Consider the following 15,674-nt stretch of genomic DNA (forward strand, 5'->3'; position numbering starts at 1 on the left):
TCACGCCAGGACGAGGCCCGTCACCCGCTTCGAGCGGCTGGCGGGCCTTCGTCATGCTCGGACCGCGGAACGTCAGCGGCGTTTGCGGATGCCCTGGGGTGAGGAATGGAAGCCCGCCTCCAGCAGCGCCGCGACGAGGGGAGCCTCGTTGCCGAGGGCGGTGATGCCATTGACCGTACGCACGGTGAGCGACGAGAGCGCACCACGCGTCACGAGGTCGGCGAGGGCGCGGGCTACGGGTGCCCAGGCGGCGTCGTCAGCCGGCCACGTGAGGGCGGTTCGACCGCCACGTTCGAGATAGGTGACGAGCTCGCCGTCGGCGATGGCGACGAGGGCACCCGCCTTACGGCCAGGACGATGCCCGGCGTGAGCATCCTGGGCGGCCGGCCACGGCAGGGCCGCGCCGAACGGGTTGGCGGGATCGCAGGCAGCGAGCACGAGGATCTCCGGTTGGCGTCGACCCCACGGATCGGGCTCGGGCGCTCGTGTGGCACGCAGCGAGTCGACGGCGACGGCGGCCCCGAACTGGGACGCCCCCAGGCCCTCGACGAAGTAGCCGCGGCGCACGAGGCCACGCTCCTCGGCGCCGGCGAGCACCCGGTAGACGGCGGAGAACCCGCCGGGTACTTCTTCGTCCACGACGGCGCCGCGCGTGACGACCCCGTGTCGGACGAGCAGGAGTTCAGCAGCCATGAACGTGCGCTCGGTGAGGTCGTCGTGGGCCTCCGGCAGGAGCCGCCACCGGCCCGCGCCGTGCGCCGGTCCACGACCGTCGCGAGACCGGCGGCGGTCGGTCGCGAGCGGGTGGAGAGCGACGGGCCACGCAGGCGCGCGTACCGAGAACCGCGGTTACTCGGAACCCGCGGCTTGTGGGCACTGGCGCCGCCGCTGAGCAGGGCCCGCACCGGCGCGAAGGTGTCACCGCTCGCGGCGCCCTCCCACACGAGTTGCCAGAGGGCTGTCGCGACGGCGGTGTCATCGTGTGATCCGAGAGCTCCCGCGATGTCACGGAACAGGTGACTTCCGCCGCGGGCGAGGACGTCGCGCACCGAGCGCGACGTGACGCGCTGCGCAGCGACAGCGGTCTCGTGGCTCGTGGTGGTGTCAGTGTCGGTGGTGTGCGCTTCGGTGTGATCGGTGGTCTCGTCGTGGGCGCGCGGCGCAGGAGCGTGAGCATCGACTGAATCGCCGGCCGGTGCGTCGCCGGCGCCCGACCGAAGCGTCAAAGGTGCCGAGTCGGGCGTGTGGAAACTGATCCATCCGTCGTCGGCCGAGATACTGCCGTGGCCCTGCCAGAGCAGTTCACCCGAGGCGAGCAGTTCGTCGAGGTCGGCGGGCCGGTAGCCGCGAACCCGCGCCGGCAGGACGAGGCTCTCGATCGCGGACGCCGGCATGGGCACACCGAGCAGGGGTTCGAGCGCGGCCAGCACGCCGTCGGCACCGCGCAACGTGTCGCCAACCTGCTGCCAGCGGGGCAGGAACCGGGCGTACTGCGTGGCGGACACCGGTTCGATCTCGGCGCGAAGAGCCGCGAGGGACAGTCGACGCAGGGAACGCAGGACGGCGTTGTCGCAGTATTCCCCGGAGACGTCGCCGCCGCCCAGCGCGTCGGGTAGCAGGGCGCCATGCGTGAGGCGTCCGGCTCGTGTGAGGCGCGTGAGGGCGTTTCGAACGACGGACACCCCGAGGGCGAAGGCCTCGGCCGCCTGCTGCGCCGTGAACGGTGCGTGGCACGCGGCGTACCGCGTGAGCAGATCGTCGAGGGGCGTGTCGCCGGGCTCGAGGAAGGCCTGTGGGACGCCGGGCGGCAGGGCGACTCCGAGTGCGTCGCGCAAGCGAGCTGCGTCCTCGACGGCTGCGAGCCTCGTCCGAGAGCCCCACCGAACCTCTATGGCGCGGCGCTCACCGACGAGGGCGTTCCACCAGGCACGGCACTCGTCGGAACTCAGATTCGGGGCGGCAACGCTGTCCGGTGAGGCATCAGGTTCCCCGGTGTCCCGGCTCCCGGAATCATCGTCATCGGAGTCGTGACGCCCCGAGCGCGCAACGATCTCGTCGAGCGTCAACGGGCCGAGGGTGCGCAATGCGTCCGCGAGGTCTTCCGCGTGACGCATCCGGCGGCTCGGATCGAGCAGTTGCAGTCGGCGTTCGTGGCGACGGACGACGTCGGGGTCGAGCAGTTCCGCGATCGACAGGCCACCGGCCGAGCCGAGCAGGTCGGCGAGCAACTCCGGGTCGAGGGACAGAGCGGCGGCGCGGCGTTCGGCGAGCGGCGAGTCGCCCTCGTAGAGGAACTGGGCCACGTAGCTGAACAGCATGGCCTTGGCGTACGGACTGGGTGACGTCGTCTCGGTGTGCACCACCTGGATGGCGCGGCGCTCCACCGAGCGCATGAGCTCGACGAGGCCCGGCACGTCGTAGACGTCCTGGAGGACCTCGCGCACGGCCTCGAGCACGATGGGAAAGCTCGGATAGTCGCTCGCCACCTCGAGGAGCTGGGCGGCCCGCTGGCGTTGCTGCCACAGCGCCTGGCGGCGTCCCGGGTTCTGACGCGGGAGCAGAAGCGCCCGGGCGGCGCACTCCCGGAAGCGGGAGGCGAACAGCGCGGTGCCGCCCACCTCGTCGGTGACGCGGGCGGTGATCTCGTCGGGGTCGAGCACGATCGCTTCGAGCAAGGCCGCCGTGAGGGTGTCGTCGTCGCCCTCGGTGTCGAGCAGCCGGAAGACGAGACCGTCATCGGTGTGCATGGCCTGGACGTCGGCGCCGAAGCGTTCGCGCATCCGCGCGCCCACGACGAGGGCCCAGGGCGCGTGGACGGCTGCGCCGAAGGGGGAGTGGACGACGACCCGCCAGTCGCCCATCTCGTCGCGGAAGCGCTCGACGACGATGGTGCGGTCGCTGGGGAGGCGTCCGGTCGACTCCTGCTGCTCACGCAGGTACGTGACGAGGTTGCGGGAAGCGAGGTCGTCGAGACCGACGGCGCGAGCCCGGGCGGTGGCTGCGGCGTCGTCGAGGTCGCCGAGTTCGCGGGCGAACGCTCCGATGGCCCGCCCCAGTTCGAGTGGACGACCCAAGGAGTCGCCCTTCCAGAACGGCAAGCGCGCTGCCTGGCCCGGAGCCGGCGTCACGAGCACCTGGTCGCGCGTGATGTCCTCGATGCGCCACGTGCTCGTGCCGAGCGTGAAGACGTCGCCGACACGGCTCTCGTAGACCATCTCCTCGTCGAGCTCACCGACGCGACGGCCGGGGCCGTCACCGCCCGCGAGGAAGACTCCGTACAGCCCACGGTCGGGAATCGTGCCGCCGGACGTGACCGCGAGACGTTGGGCGCCCGGGCGTGAGCGCAGGATGTCGTCGGTGCGATCCCACACGATGCGTGCGCGCAGCTCGCGGAACGAGTCGCTCGGGTAGAGGCCGGACAGCATGTCGAGGACGGAGTCGAGCACCCCGGAGGTGAGCGAGGCGAACGGCGCGCTGCGCTGCATGAGCGCGAGCAGATCGGCGCGGGGGACGTCGTCCATCGCCACCATGGCGACGACCTGCTGGGCGAGGACGTCGAGGGGGTTGCTCGGCACCCGCAGAGGTTCGATCTCACCCGAGCGCATGCGCTCGACGACGACAGCTGCCGAGAGGAGGTCGCCACGGTACTTCGGGAAGAGCACACCGTGGCTCGTCGCACCCACCTGGTGGCCCGCGCGTCCGATGCGCTGCAGGCCGCTCGCCACGCTCGGCGGCGACTCCACCTGGACGACGAGGTCGATGGCGCCCATGTCGATGCCGAGTTCCAGCGAACTCGTGGCGACGACGGCCGGCAGGCGCCCTGCCTTGAGTTCGGTCTCGATGTCGGCGCGCACGTCCTTGCTCACGGAGCCGTGGTGCGCGCGGGCCAGGACGGCGGGAGCGCCTCGGCTCGTGCCCGCACCACCGATGAGTTGGGCGGCCGGCTTGCTCGCCCGGGCGTCGTAGCCGTGCATGAACCCCCCGGAATCAACGTCGGCTTCCGGCTCGTGCGCGTCTGCGGGCTCGCCGGGGTCCTCGGATTCCCCTGCGCTCGTGGCACGCTCGGCCTCGGCCGCCTCGAGGCGTTCGCTCCAGATCTCGTTGAGTCGCGCCGTGAGGCGTTCGGCGAGGCGCCGCGAGTTGGCGAACACCAGTGTCGAGGTGTGCGAGGCCACGAGGTCGACGATGCGCTCCTCCACGTGTGGCCAGATCGAGGCCGTCGCTTCGGGCGCGTGATCGTCGTACGAGGCCTCGTCGTCCGGTCTGGGCGTCGTCGCGAGGTCGGCCATGTCCTCCACGGGCACCACGACGTCGAGCTCCCAGTTCTTCGTGCTGGGCGGCTGCACCGTCGTGACCGGGCGTCCCCCGGCGAGGAAGCGCTCCACCTCACTCACCGGGCTGACCGTCGCCGACAACCCGATGCGCTGCGCCGGAGAGTCGAGCAACGCATCGAGCCGCTCGAGCGTCACGGCGAGGTGCGCTCCGCGTTTCGTGCCGGCGACGGCGTGGATCTCGTCGACGATGACGTACTCGACGCCCCGCAGGCGCTCGCGGGCGCTACTCGTGAGGAGGAGGAACAACGATTCCGGCGTCGTGATGAGAACGTCCGCCGAGCGCGACGAGAACGCGCGGCGCTCCGCCGGCGTCGTGTCGCCCGAGCGGACGGCGACGCCGAGATTCGGCTCCTCGAGGCCGAGGCGCGTGCTGGCGTGCCTGATGCCGACGAGCGGTGAGCGCAGGTTGCGCTCCACGTCGACGGCGAGGGCCTTCATCGGCGAGACGTAGAGCACTCGGCAGCGACGGTCGACGTCGTCGGGGCGCGGCGTGCTCGCGAGCCGATCGAGCGCCCAGAGGAACGCACTGAGGGTCTTACCCGAACCGGTCGGGGCGACGACCAGCGTGTGCCGACCTTCACTGATGGATTCCCACGCGCCCTCCTGCGCGGGAGTGGGCTCACCGAACGTTCCCGTGAACCACTCACGCGTGGCAGGGGAGAAGCGCTCGACGACGGAACTGCTCATGACGGAAGCCTCCCACGAGCCGCCGACAACACCGTCGTCTCGGTGTTTACCCGAAGCGTCACCGGCGTCGGTGGGCTCTCAATCACGCCGTGCGTCGGGGCGCATCCGGTTCGACGCGCAGCACACGCAGCGTCGCGGCGAGCATGACGTAGTGGTTGGTGAGCTGGACGAGTTCGATGGCCTCGCGCTCACTGAGCTGACCGCGCACTCGCTGCCAGGTCGCGTCGGTGAGGTCACCCGTGCGGGCCAACTCGTCCGCGGCTGCGAGCACGGTGAGTTCCCGCTCGCTCCACAGCGCCGGGCTGAGGTCGCCCGTGTCGTTGGCGTCGTCGACCTGGGCCGCGCTCAAGCCCGCGCGCTCGCCGAGGTGACGGTGGTGGGCGCTCTCGTAGGCGCACCCAGTGACGGCCGCGACGCGCAGGATGACCGACTCGCTCTCGCGCCGCGTCAGCGTGCCGAAGGGCATGAGTGAACCGGCGAACGCGAGCCACCCCCAGAACTGCCGCCGTCCCCGCCCGAGCGTCGTGATGAAGGCCGGTGGCTCGGTTCCTGTGACCCAACCCGCGATCCGCGAGCCCAGCCAGGCGACGGCTCCGATCTCGCGACGGCCGCCGGGTGCGATGCGCGCCGTCATCGTGCGTGCTCCCCGTGACGTGCGCTCGGCCTGCCGTCGGGCTGCGGAGTCGTCCACGGGGCGTCCTCGCTGCGGGCCACCTCGAGGGCTTCGCGCAGGTTGGAAAAGCCCCGCAACTCGACGGCACGCTGGGCCAAATGACGCAGCGGGACGACAGGGCGCACCCACGCCGGGGCGCAGACGGTGCGAGAACGGCGGGCGATGCCGCGTTCGATGCGGTCGACGGCCTGGGGCAGGGAGCCGAGGCCACTCAACGTGCCCCGGGACCCGAGCAGGGCGTGCGCTGCTCCCGTGTCGAACCCGCGGGAGGTCATCTCTGTGTCGAGTTCGGCGAAATAGGCGACGCCGACGCGGGCTCCGTCGGGGCGCAGTTCGATGCGCAGCGTGTCGCCGACCGCCTCGACGGCCGCCTTCGACGCCGAGTACGCACCGAGCAACGGTAGGTGCACCGCCGCCGCGAGCGAGGACGTCATGAGGAGGTAGCCGCCGGGGTGCGCCACGTGTCGCGCGGCCGCGCGGGCCGTGTAGTACGCGCCGAGGGTGTTGACCTCGAGCATGCGCTCCATGACACTCGGGTCGCCGCCCGTCATCGGCAGTTGCCGTGCGATGCCGGCGTTCGCGACGACGACGTCGAGGCCGCCGAAGTCGGCTGCGACGCGATCGACGACCTCGTCGACGGCGTCACGGTCGCTGACATCGAGTGCGTAGGAAGGGCTGTCGGCGGCCGAAGCAGCCGCTTCGAGCGCGTCGGGCTCGATACCGGTGAAGGCGACACGTGCGCCGTGGGAGGCGAGTTGCGTGGCCAGCGCGGCTCCGATGCCACGTGCAGCGCCGGTGACGAGCACTCGGGTTCCGGGGCGGACATGGGCGGGCGTACGTTCCAGCATGTTCTCCACCCTGGCACGCAGGGACGTGGCGCGTCCGCGGAGTCGGGGAGGTCGGCCGTCGGGCAAGGCGCTCGTTTGGCGAACCGAGTGCGGGCGGGAGAGTCTGGGGGAGTGCGTGAGAGTGAGTTCAATCGTCTGATGCTCGGCGAGTTCGGTGATGCCTACGGCCCGATGGTCGCCTCGAGCCACGTGCTCACCGACCTCGGCGGGCGCACCGCGAACGAGGCGCTCGCCGAGGGGGTACCCGCGCGCCGCGTGTGGGAGGCCGTGTGCGACGCCTTCGAGGTGCCGGAGTCGCGCCGTCTGGGTGAGGATCTCCCCATCGTCGAGCGCCCCTTCGAGTAGCCGGGACGCCTCCCGCCACGCCACGCTACACGTGATCGAACGCGTGTTCTAACTTTCGTGTATCGTCATCCACAGATGCGACGCCGGGGAACCCCCGTCCACAACGTGCGTGGGCTGTCATTGCGGGGTTGTCGGTGTTCGCCTCTAGCGTCTGATTCGACACCAGGTCACCCGCACGTGGACCGAGGGCTCGATCGTCTGTAGGCGCGCTCATCCACGATTCGACGAAGGAGAACGCCATGGCCAAGTCCCAGGCTCCCACCACTTCCCCAGGCGGCGACAAGATGAAGTCGCTCGACACCGTGATGGCTCAGATCGAGAAGGCTCACGGCAAGGGCTCGATCATGCGCCTCGGTGAGGACGTGCGCCCGCCCATCGAGGTCATCCCGACCAGCTCGATCGCGCTCGACGTCGCGCTCGGTATCGGCGGTCTTCCGCGTGGTCGTGTCGTGGAGATCTACGGCCCGGAATCGTCCGGTAAGACGACCGTCGCGCTGCACGCCGTGGCCAACGCCCAGAAGTCCGGCGGCATCGCCGCCTTCATCGACGCCGAGCACGCGCTCGACCCGGAGTACGCCCGCAAGCTGGGCGTCGACACCGACTCGCTCCTCGTCAGCCAGCCCGACACCGGTGAGCAGGCGCTCGAGATCGCCGACATGCTCATCCGCTCCGGTTCGCTCGACATCATCGTCATCGACTCGGTCGCCGCACTCGTGCCCCGCGCCGAGATCGAGGGCGAGATGGGCGACAGCCACGTCGGTCTGCAGGCGCGCCTCATGTCCCAGGCACTGCGCAAGATCACGGGTGCGCTCAACTCCACCGGCACGACGGCGATCTTCATCAACCAGCTGCGCGAGAAGATCGGTGTCATGTTCGGCTCCCCGGAGACGACCACCGGTGGTAAGGCGCTCAAGTTCTACGCCTCGGTTCGCATCGACGTGCGCCGCATCGAAACGCTCAAGGACGGTTCGGAGCCCGTGGGTAACCGCACCCGCGCCAAGATCGTCAAGAACAAGGTCGCTCCGCCGTTCAAGCAGGCCGAGTTCGACATCCTCTACGGCCAGGGCATCTCCCGTGAGGGTGGTCTCATCGACATGGGTGTCGAGCAGGGCTTCGTGCGCAAGTCCGGTGCTTGGTACACGTACGAAGGAGACCAGCTCGGTCAGGGCAAGGAGAACGCCCGCAACTTCCTCAAGGACAACCCGCAGCTCACCGACGAGCTCGAGCTGAAGATCAAGCGGAAGCTGGGCATCCTCGTCGACCCGGACGCCGAGGACGCGGCAGGCGTTCTCGACCCGGATGCGCCGATCGACGCCGAGGTTGCGGTCGACTTCTGATCGACGCCGGCGCGCGACCGGTAACCCGGCGCGCGCCGACTCGTGCACGCGCATGAACCACCGACCTGACGACGTCGGGCAGTCTCTGGGGCTGCCCGACTTCATCGACCCCTCCGACGTCGTCGAGGCGAGCTTCGACGCATCGACCACCTGGGGTGAGGAGCGCTCGAGCCCGGCATCGGGTGGTCTCGAGCCTCGCGATGATGAGCAGTCGTCTTCGGCCGGCTGGCGAGGCTCCTCGGGTTCGTCCTTCGGCGAGGGCGCACGGTCGTCGGGCCGTGGCGCCAAGGGCAAGGGGCGTAAGAAGAAGCAGCTCACGTGGGCCGAGAAGGCCGAGCGCCGGGAGAAGCGGGCGCAGAAGCGCCGCGAGGAAGAGGCGGCCGAGCGCGAGAAGGATCCGCTGGGGTTTGCTCGCGAGATCGTTCTGCGTCAGCTCACGGCCGCCCCGAAGAGTCGAGCGCAGCTCGCGGACAGGCTGCGCGAGAAGGAGGTCGACGACGACGTGGCGGAAGCCGTGCTCGACCGCATGGAGGACGTGAAGCTCGTCGACGACGAGGCCTACGCGGGCATGCTCGTGCGTTCACAGGTCGCCTCCCGCGGACTGGCGCGCAAGGCGCTCGCGCAGGAGCTCAAGCGCAAGGGCATCACCCCCGAGGTGGCCGAGGGCGCCCTCGAACAGGTCGACGACGACGCCGAGCGCGCCGTCGCCCTCCAACTCGCGCGCAAGAAGATGACAACGATGTCGCGCCTCGACGAACAGACGCAGACGAGGCGTCTCGCCGGGCTCCTCGCCCGCAAGGGATATCCGCCGTCGCTCGTGTGGTCGGTCATCAAGGAAATCCAGGGTTCGGCCGCACCCGACGAGGCGCACTAGAATCGATGGGCCATGGCTAAGACGTATGAGGTGCGCACCCACGGGTGCCAGATGAATGTCCACGACTCCGAGCGCATCTCGGGCCTGCTCGAGCAGGCCGGGTACACCGACTTCGCTGCGGTGCCCGACACCGAGCGCCCGGAGAACCCCGACCTCGTCGTGTTCAACACGTGCGCGGTGCGTGAGAACGCCTCGAACAAGCTGTACGGCAACCTCGGCCACCTGCGCCCGGTCAAGGACAAGACGCCGGGCATGCAGATCGCCGTCGGTGGCTGTCTCGCGCAGAAGGACCGCTCCGACATCGTCAGCCGCGCCCCCTGGGTCGACGTCGTCTTCGGAACGCACAACGTCGGCTCCCTGCCGGTGCTGCTCGAGCGCGCGCGCCACAACGCCGAGGCGCAGGTCGAGATCCTCGAATCCCTCGAGGTCTTCCCCTCGACGCTGCCGACGCGCCGTGACTCTGCCTACTCGGGCTGGGTCTCCATCTCGGTGGGCTGCAACAACACCTGCACGTTCTGCATCGTGCCCGCGTTGCGCGGCAAGGAGAAGGACCGCCGACCCGGCGAGATCCTCAACGAGGTCAAGGCACTCGTCGACCAGGGCGTCGTCGAGATCACCCTGCTCGGCCAGAACGTCAACACCTACGGCGTGGAGTTCGGCGACCGCCAGGCCTTCAGCAAGCTGCTGCGCGCCTGCGGTGAGATCGAAGGCCTCGAGCGGGTCCGGTTCACGAGTCCGCACCCGGCCGCCTTCACCGACGACGTCATCGAGGCCATGGCCGAGACGCCGAACGTCATGCCGAGCCTGCACATGCCCCTGCAGTCGGGCAGTGACAAGGTGCTCAAGGACATGCGTCGCAGCTACCGCAGCAAGAAGTTCCTCGGCATCATCGACAAGGTGCGCGAGCGCATGCCCGACGCTGCCATCACTACCGACATCATCGTCGGCTTCCCCGGCGAGACGGAGGAGGACTTCCAGGGCACGCTCGACGTCGTCGAGAAGTCGCGCTTCAGCTCCGCGTTCACGTTCCAGTACTCCATTCGCCCCGGCACCCCGGCGGCCACGATGGACGGCCAGATCCCCAAGGAAGTCGTGCAGGAGCGCTTCGAGCGCCTGATCGAGCTCCAGGAGCGCGTCTCCTGGGCGGGCAACCGTGAGCAGGAGGGTCGCACGGTCGAGGTGCTCGTCGCCCCGACCGAGGGCCGCAAGGACGCCGAGACCAACCGCATGTCGGGCCGTGCCCGCGACAACCGTCTCGTCCACTTCGCCGTTCCCGAGGGAGCCGAGCGCCCTCGCCCGGGCGACATGGTGACGGTCGAGGTCACCTACGGTGCGCCGCACCACCTCGTCGCGGACTCCGGTCTCGATTGGGGCACGTACGACGTGCGTCGCACTCGCGGCGGCGACGCCTGGCAGGCTCTGCAGGATGCGGCCTCAGCGGGAACGCCGGCCGGCGCGGCCAAGCCCGCCGTCGCGCTCGGCATGCCGTCGATCGGCAAGCCGGATACCCCGGCGCCGAGCGCCCCCGCCTGCGGCATCGGCTGACGCCGCTCCGCATCCCACGCCACGCGCCCCTACTGCCCGAAAGGTAGTGGGGGCGCTTCCGCGTCGGCGAGCGAACGTGCCACGGCGGGGAGCACCCGATCGGCGGCGCGCACGATGCCGATCTCGCGCGTGAGTGCCGGGTCGCACAGAGTCACGAGGCGCACACCGTCCGCGCCTGATCGACGCTGTTCGCGGGGGAGCAGGGCTACGCCCAGCCCCGCTTCGACGAGCCCGCGCACCGTACCCAACTCCTGGCACTCGGTCCCCAGACGCGGGCGGAATCCGGCCTCGGCGCAGGCCTCGTCGAGCACGCGTCGCATGCCGTAGTGAGCCGGCATGGTGACGAAGGTTTCCTCGGCTGCGTCGCGTAGCGTCACTTCCCCGCGTGAGGCCAACGGGTGGTCTTCGGGAACGGCCAGGGCGATCGGTTGCTGGATGAGCGAGCGCCACTGGAGGCCTTCCTCCACGCGCGGCTTCGGAGAGACGATCCCGACGTCGAGGTCACCTTCGCGCACGAGGCGACAGATCGTCTCGGCGGCGTCCTGCACGAGTTGGAAGCGTGCGTGCGGGTGACTCCGACGCACGTGGCCCAGCAGGTGGGGCACGAGCCAGGGGCCGAAACTGTGGAGGAAGCCGAGGCGCAGTTCGTCGTCGCCTCCGTGCATCTCGGCGATGCGCGCGCGGGCGACGGCCATCGTGAAGTCCGCGCGGCGGGCCGCGTCGACGTAGATGCGTCCGGCGTCGTTGAGACGCAGCCGCCGCCCCGGTCGATCGAACAACGACGCTCCGAGCGCTGATTCGAGCGTCGCAAGCCTCCGGGAGAGGGTCGGCTGGGTCGTCCCGAGCATCGCCGCGGCATCGGTGACGTTCTCCACCTCGGCCAGGGTCACGATCCAGCTGTGACCTGAGAGAACCTCCGGATCCTGTTCATGCGTCATGTGCATCAGTGTGGCACTGAGAGCGTATTTCCGTATGTGCGTCGCCCGGCGCAGAGTGAGGGACATGACAGCGACGGCGGAGACCGAGCAGCCCGGGGCGGCACAGCTCCCCGATGCACCGCGTGGCTATGTGCGCGGCGACGCCGGCTATACCCGCATCACGACGGCGCTCTTCGCGGCCGGTATGGCGACCTTCGTGTCGATGTACTCGGCGCAGGCCGTCCTGCCCGACCTCGCGCGTGAGTTCGATGCGTCCCCGGCCGTGGCAGCCCTCGCCGTCAGCGCGACGACCGGTGTGCTCGCCTTCGCCATCGTTCCGGCCAGCATCCTCTCGGAACGCTTCGGACGCAGCCGCGTCATGGTCGCCTCGGCGTTGCTCTCCGCGATCATCGGCCTGCTCATTCCTCTCGCGACCTCGCTCGAGGTCGTCCTCGCCGGCCGTGCCCTCCAGGGCCTGACCCTCGCCGGTGTGCCCGCCGTTGCCATGGCCTACCTCGCCGAGGAGGTGGACGGAGCGTCCCTCGGAACGGCCATGGGCCGCTACATCGCAGGCACGACGATCGGTGGGTTGGCCGGACGCATCGTGGCCTCGTTCGCGCTCGACGTCACGACGTGGCGGTGGGCACTCGAAGCGGCTGCCGTCGTCGCGCTGGTGTTCACCGCCCTCTTCGTGAAGCTCGCCCCCGCGAGCCGATTCTTCGAACCCAAGCGGATCGGTCTTCGCGCGTCGAGCGCCAATCTGGCCCGTCACCTGCGCAACCCGCGCATCATGGCACTCGTGGCTGTTGCCTTCCTCCTCATGGGCGGCTTCGTCTCGATCTACAACGTGCTCGGGTTCCGCCTCCTGCGCGAGCCGTTCACTCTGCCGCGGGCCGTGGTCGGCCTCGTGTTCTGCCTCTACCTGTCGGGCACGCTCACGTCCGCCTGGGCCGGACGCTTGGCCGACCGGTACGGTCGCGGGCCGGTACTCGTCGTCTCGACCCTGACGATGGCTCTCGGCCTGCTCCTCACCTGGTTCGACAACCTCGCGACGCTGCTCGTCGGCATGCTGGCGTTCACCGGTGGCTTCTTCGCCGCCCACGCGAGCGCCAGCGGGTGGGTGACGGCCCTCGCAACGCGCCATCGCGCCGAGGCGAGCTCGCTCTATCTGTTCGGTTACTACACGGGCTCGTCTGTCATCGGTGCGCTGGCCGGGTGGCCCTTCGCCACGCTGGGATGGGGCGGGACGCTCGTCCTCGTGCTTGCCGCCGTCCTCGCGGCGCTCGGTCTCGCCCTCACCCTGTGGCGTCGCGCGGGCCAGACGCCGACTCCCGCCGCGGCGTAAGCACCGCCGTGCGCGGCTGGTGCAAGCGTGCTCCGAGCTTTGGGAGAATAGGCGCGTGAACACCCCCGGTACCGATCGAGCGCTCGTGCGACCGCGCGTCATCGCCGTCGTCGGCCCGACGGCAACCGGCAAGAGCGATCTCTCGCTCGACCTTGCCGAGCGACTCGGCGGCGAGATCGTCAACGCGGATGCGTCGCAGTTCTACCGCGGTATGGACATCGGTACGGCCAAGCTGCCTGTGGGGGAGCGGCGCGGCATCCCGCACCACCAGATCGACACCCTCGACATCCTCGACGAGGCGACGATCGCGCGCTTCCAGCGCGAGGCTCGGGCCGACATTCAAGGGGTGCTGGCTCGGGGCAACGTTCCGATCGTCGTGGGTGGCTCCGGCCTCTACCTGCGGGCCGCGCTTGACGTCCTGGAGATCCCGCCGACAGATCCGCAGGTGCGCGCCCGCTTCGAGCGGCGCCTCGAGGACGAGGGCTCCGGCGCCCTTCACCGGGAGTTGGCCGAGCAGGATCCCGTGGCGGCTGCCGACATCCTTGCGAGCAACGGGCGCAGGGTCGTGCGCGCGCTCGAGGTGATCGCGTTGACCGGACGCCCCTTCAGCGCCACGGCGCCGACGAAAACCTTCCTCGAACCGACGATCGCGCTCGGCCTCCAGGCCGACCCGACGGAACTCGTGACCCGCATCGAGCGACGTGTCGATCTCATGTGGGAGCGCGGGTTGCTCGACGAGGTGCGTGAACTCGACGCCCGGGACATGCGCAACGGGCGGACAGCGAGTCGGGCCATCGGCTACTCCCAGGCGCTCGAGCACCTCGACGGCCTTCTCGACGAGCGGGCAGCCAAGGAAGCGACGGCGATCGCAACGCGCCAGTTCGCCCGCCGTCAGCGCGCGTGGTTCCGCCCGGATCCGCGGCCGGTGTGGCTGCCCTACGACGCACCCGATCTCCTCGCCCGCGCCCTGGCGGAGGTCGACGGCTACAGCCCGGCGCGGCACGGAAGGGTCGCGGCTGCGTCTGACGCCGTGTGACACGATGAGCGCGTGACGCGCATTCCATTCACCAAGGGCCACGGCACGCAGAACGACTTCGTCCTCGTGCCCGATCATGACGGCACCCTCGACCTCAGCGTCGACGACGTCGCCTTCCTGTGTGACCGCCGCGCCGGCATTGGCGGCGACGGCATGATCCGCGTCGTGCGCACGGCTGCGGTCCCCGAGGTCGCGGCGCTCGCCGGAGAGCTGAGTGGTTCATGGACTACCGCAACGCCGACGGGTCGCTCGCCGAGATGTGCGGCAACGGAACGCGCGTCTTCGCCGAATACCTGCGCTCGCGCGGACTCGTCGCGAGCGAGCAGTTCGCCATCGCGACGCGCGCCGGCGTCAAGGAGATGGTGGCCGTCCCGCACGGCTGGGCCGTCGAGCTCGGCCAGTGGCGCCTCGCCCGGGAAGAGGAGGCCGAGCGCCGCGGTATGGACTCCGTCGTCCAGGTCCACGGTTCGCCCGACCCCTTGCCCGCGCTCAGCCTCGACCTCGGCAACCCGCACACCGTCGTCGCGCTACCTCCGTCGGTGCACCTGGGCTCCCTCGAGCTGCACGAGGCACCGCACGTCGACCCTCACCCGGAGCACGGCAGCAACGTCGAGTTCGTCCATGCGATCGAGCACGCCCACATCAGCATGCGCGTGCACGAGCGCGGCAGCGGCGAGACGCGCTCGTGCGGCACCGGCGCTGCGGCCGCGGCCATCGCGACGTGGTGGTGGGGCGGCAAGCCTGAGGGCCAGCTCGACTGGAAGGTCGACGTTCTCGGCGGCACGCTCGGCGTGCACATCAAGGGCGACGAGGTTGCGCTCTCGGGGCCGGCTCAGCTCGTCGCCGACGGTGAGGTCGACCTGCCGCAACGCTGAGTCGCCCGGTCGGACAACGCTCGACGTGTGGTCGGCGAAACGGTGTGTGACCCAACGAAAAACGTCGTCAGTGAACGTGAACCTGAGCGATACTCAATGGCCTAGACGTCCGCGTTTGGCGCCGGTGCGCCAGTGTCCTCCGCAGCCTCCAAGGGCGTGGGTCCGCCGTCGGACGTGCGCACCACTTCGAGAATGCGGAACCCCTTGACCGATGTCAGGCGCGTGACCTCGTAGGCGTCGCCCAACTGCTCCACGAGCCACTTCGCCAGTGAGTCCGAGCCGAGGTTGCGCTGGACGACGAGGTAGGCGCGCCCGCCGACGACGAGGCGGGGTAGCCAAGTGAGCAGCATCGAATGCAGCACCTTCTTGCCCACCCTGATCGGCGGGTTGGACCAGATGAGATCGAACCGAACGTCGGCCGTAACCTGCGACGGGCGAGCGGTCGTCACGTTTGAACACCCCTGAGCCGCAACGTTCGTCGCGCACAGATCGAGGGCGCGTTCGTTGACGTCCACCGCCCACACGTGCGCATCCGGGCTCTCCAACGCGAGCGTCGTCGCGATCGGACCCCAGCCGCACCCCATGTCCAGGAAAGTGCCTGCCTCGGGCGGGGTCGGTGCGTGGTTGAGAAGAACAGCAGTGCCCGAGTCGAGACGGTCGGGGCAGAAGACACCGGGTGCGGTCTGCATGGCGACGCTGCGCCCGGCCAGGCGCAAGGTGAGGGTGCGCCGTTCGTCGGGTGACGCCGGCTCCGCAGAGAAGTAGTGATCGCTCATCACGGCACAGCCTACGACCGCCGCATTGGCTCGAGAACCGGCGCGGGAGCGGAGAACTCCGCCCGGGCGAGTCGCAACCGCG

At 69.9% G+C, this 15,674-nt stretch carries 10 protein-coding genes and 2 pseudogenes; 7 read left to right on the forward strand and 5 right to left on the reverse strand.

Annotated features, from left to right (window positions below):
* Positions 1-72: 72 nt before the first annotated feature.
* From D1832_RS06110 to D1832_RS06120, 3 genes and pseudogenes are all read right to left on the reverse strand, one after another.
* Positions 73-5,021, reverse strand: a pseudogene (locus D1832_RS06110) (DEAD/DEAH box helicase).
* Between the two features lie 82 nt (positions 5,022-5,103).
* Positions 5,104-5,712 (reverse strand): carboxymuconolactone decarboxylase family protein, encoded by a 609-nt coding sequence (locus tag D1832_RS06115; protein ID WP_241510893.1) that lies wholly within the window; start codon positions 5,710-5,712, stop codon positions 5,104-5,106.
* On the reverse strand, positions 5,652-6,542 hold the full coding sequence (locus D1832_RS06120) for an SDR family NAD(P)-dependent oxidoreductase (RefSeq protein ID WP_118913082.1): 891 nt from the start codon (positions 6,540-6,542) through the stop codon (positions 5,652-5,654). Before D1832_RS06120 ends, D1832_RS06115 begins: the two co-directional genes overlap by 61 nt.
* A 111-nt stretch (positions 6,543-6,653) precedes the next feature.
* Here D1832_RS06120 and D1832_RS15305 point away from each other — a divergent pair, with 111 nt between their 5' ends.
* The 4 genes from D1832_RS15305 to miaB all read left to right on the forward strand — a co-directional run bounded on the left by D1832_RS15305 (position 6,654) and on the right by miaB (position 10,643).
* A complete protein-coding gene (locus tag D1832_RS15305; protein ID WP_182434682.1) occupies positions 6,654-6,887 on the forward strand; it encodes a DUF3046 domain-containing protein in 234 nt (77 codons plus the stop codon).
* Between the two features lie 284 nt (positions 6,888-7,171).
* The gene (recA, locus tag D1832_RS06130) at positions 7,172-8,224 is read left to right on the forward strand and encodes a recombinase RecA (protein WP_369798772.1); all 1,053 of its coding nucleotides are present in this window, start codon (positions 7,172-7,174) and stop codon (positions 8,222-8,224) included.
* A gap of 52 nt (positions 8,225-8,276) precedes the next feature.
* On the forward strand, positions 8,277-9,098 hold the full coding sequence (locus D1832_RS06135; protein ID WP_118913084.1) for a regulatory protein RecX: 822 nt from the start codon (positions 8,277-8,279) through the stop codon (positions 9,096-9,098).
* 12 nt (positions 9,099-9,110) lie between these two features.
* The gene (gene miaB, locus D1832_RS06140; RefSeq protein ID WP_118913085.1) at positions 9,111-10,643 is read left to right on the forward strand and encodes a tRNA (N6-isopentenyl adenosine(37)-C2)-methylthiotransferase MiaB; all 1,533 of its coding nucleotides are present in this window, start codon (positions 9,111-9,113) and stop codon (positions 10,641-10,643) included.
* A gap of 29 nt (positions 10,644-10,672) precedes the next feature.
* Here miaB and D1832_RS06145 read toward each other — a convergent pair whose 3' ends face one another.
* Positions 10,673-11,581, reverse strand: a complete 909-nt coding sequence (locus tag D1832_RS06145; protein ID WP_182434683.1) for a LysR family transcriptional regulator — start codon at positions 11,579-11,581, stop codon at positions 10,673-10,675.
* A gap of 64 nt (positions 11,582-11,645) precedes the next feature.
* Here D1832_RS06145 and D1832_RS06150 point away from each other — a divergent pair, with 64 nt between their 5' ends.
* The 3 genes and pseudogenes from D1832_RS06150 (at position 11,646) to dapF (ending at position 14,816) form a co-directional block, all read left to right on the forward strand.
* Positions 11,646-12,905 (forward strand): MFS transporter, encoded by a 1,260-nt coding sequence (locus tag D1832_RS06150; protein WP_118913087.1) that lies wholly within the window; start codon positions 11,646-11,648, stop codon positions 12,903-12,905.
* Between the two features lie 55 nt (positions 12,906-12,960).
* Positions 12,961-13,941, forward strand: a complete 981-nt coding sequence (miaA, locus tag D1832_RS06155; RefSeq protein ID WP_241510894.1) for a tRNA (adenosine(37)-N6)-dimethylallyltransferase MiaA — start codon at positions 12,961-12,963, stop codon at positions 13,939-13,941.
* A gap of 12 nt (positions 13,942-13,953) precedes the next feature.
* Positions 13,954-14,816 (forward strand): annotated as a pseudogene (dapF, locus tag D1832_RS06160) (diaminopimelate epimerase).
* Between the two features lie 101 nt (positions 14,817-14,917).
* Here the strand turns inward: dapF and D1832_RS06165 are convergent.
* On the reverse strand, positions 14,918-15,592 hold the full coding sequence (locus D1832_RS06165; RefSeq protein ID WP_118913088.1) for a class I SAM-dependent methyltransferase: 675 nt from the start codon (positions 15,590-15,592) through the stop codon (positions 14,918-14,920).
* Positions 15,593-15,674: the final 82 nt, after the last annotated feature.

The organism is Dermacoccus abyssi, from assembly GCF_003515945.1.
GTDB classification, from domain to species: domain Bacteria; phylum Actinomycetota; class Actinomycetes; order Actinomycetales; family Dermatophilaceae; genus Dermacoccus; species Dermacoccus abyssi.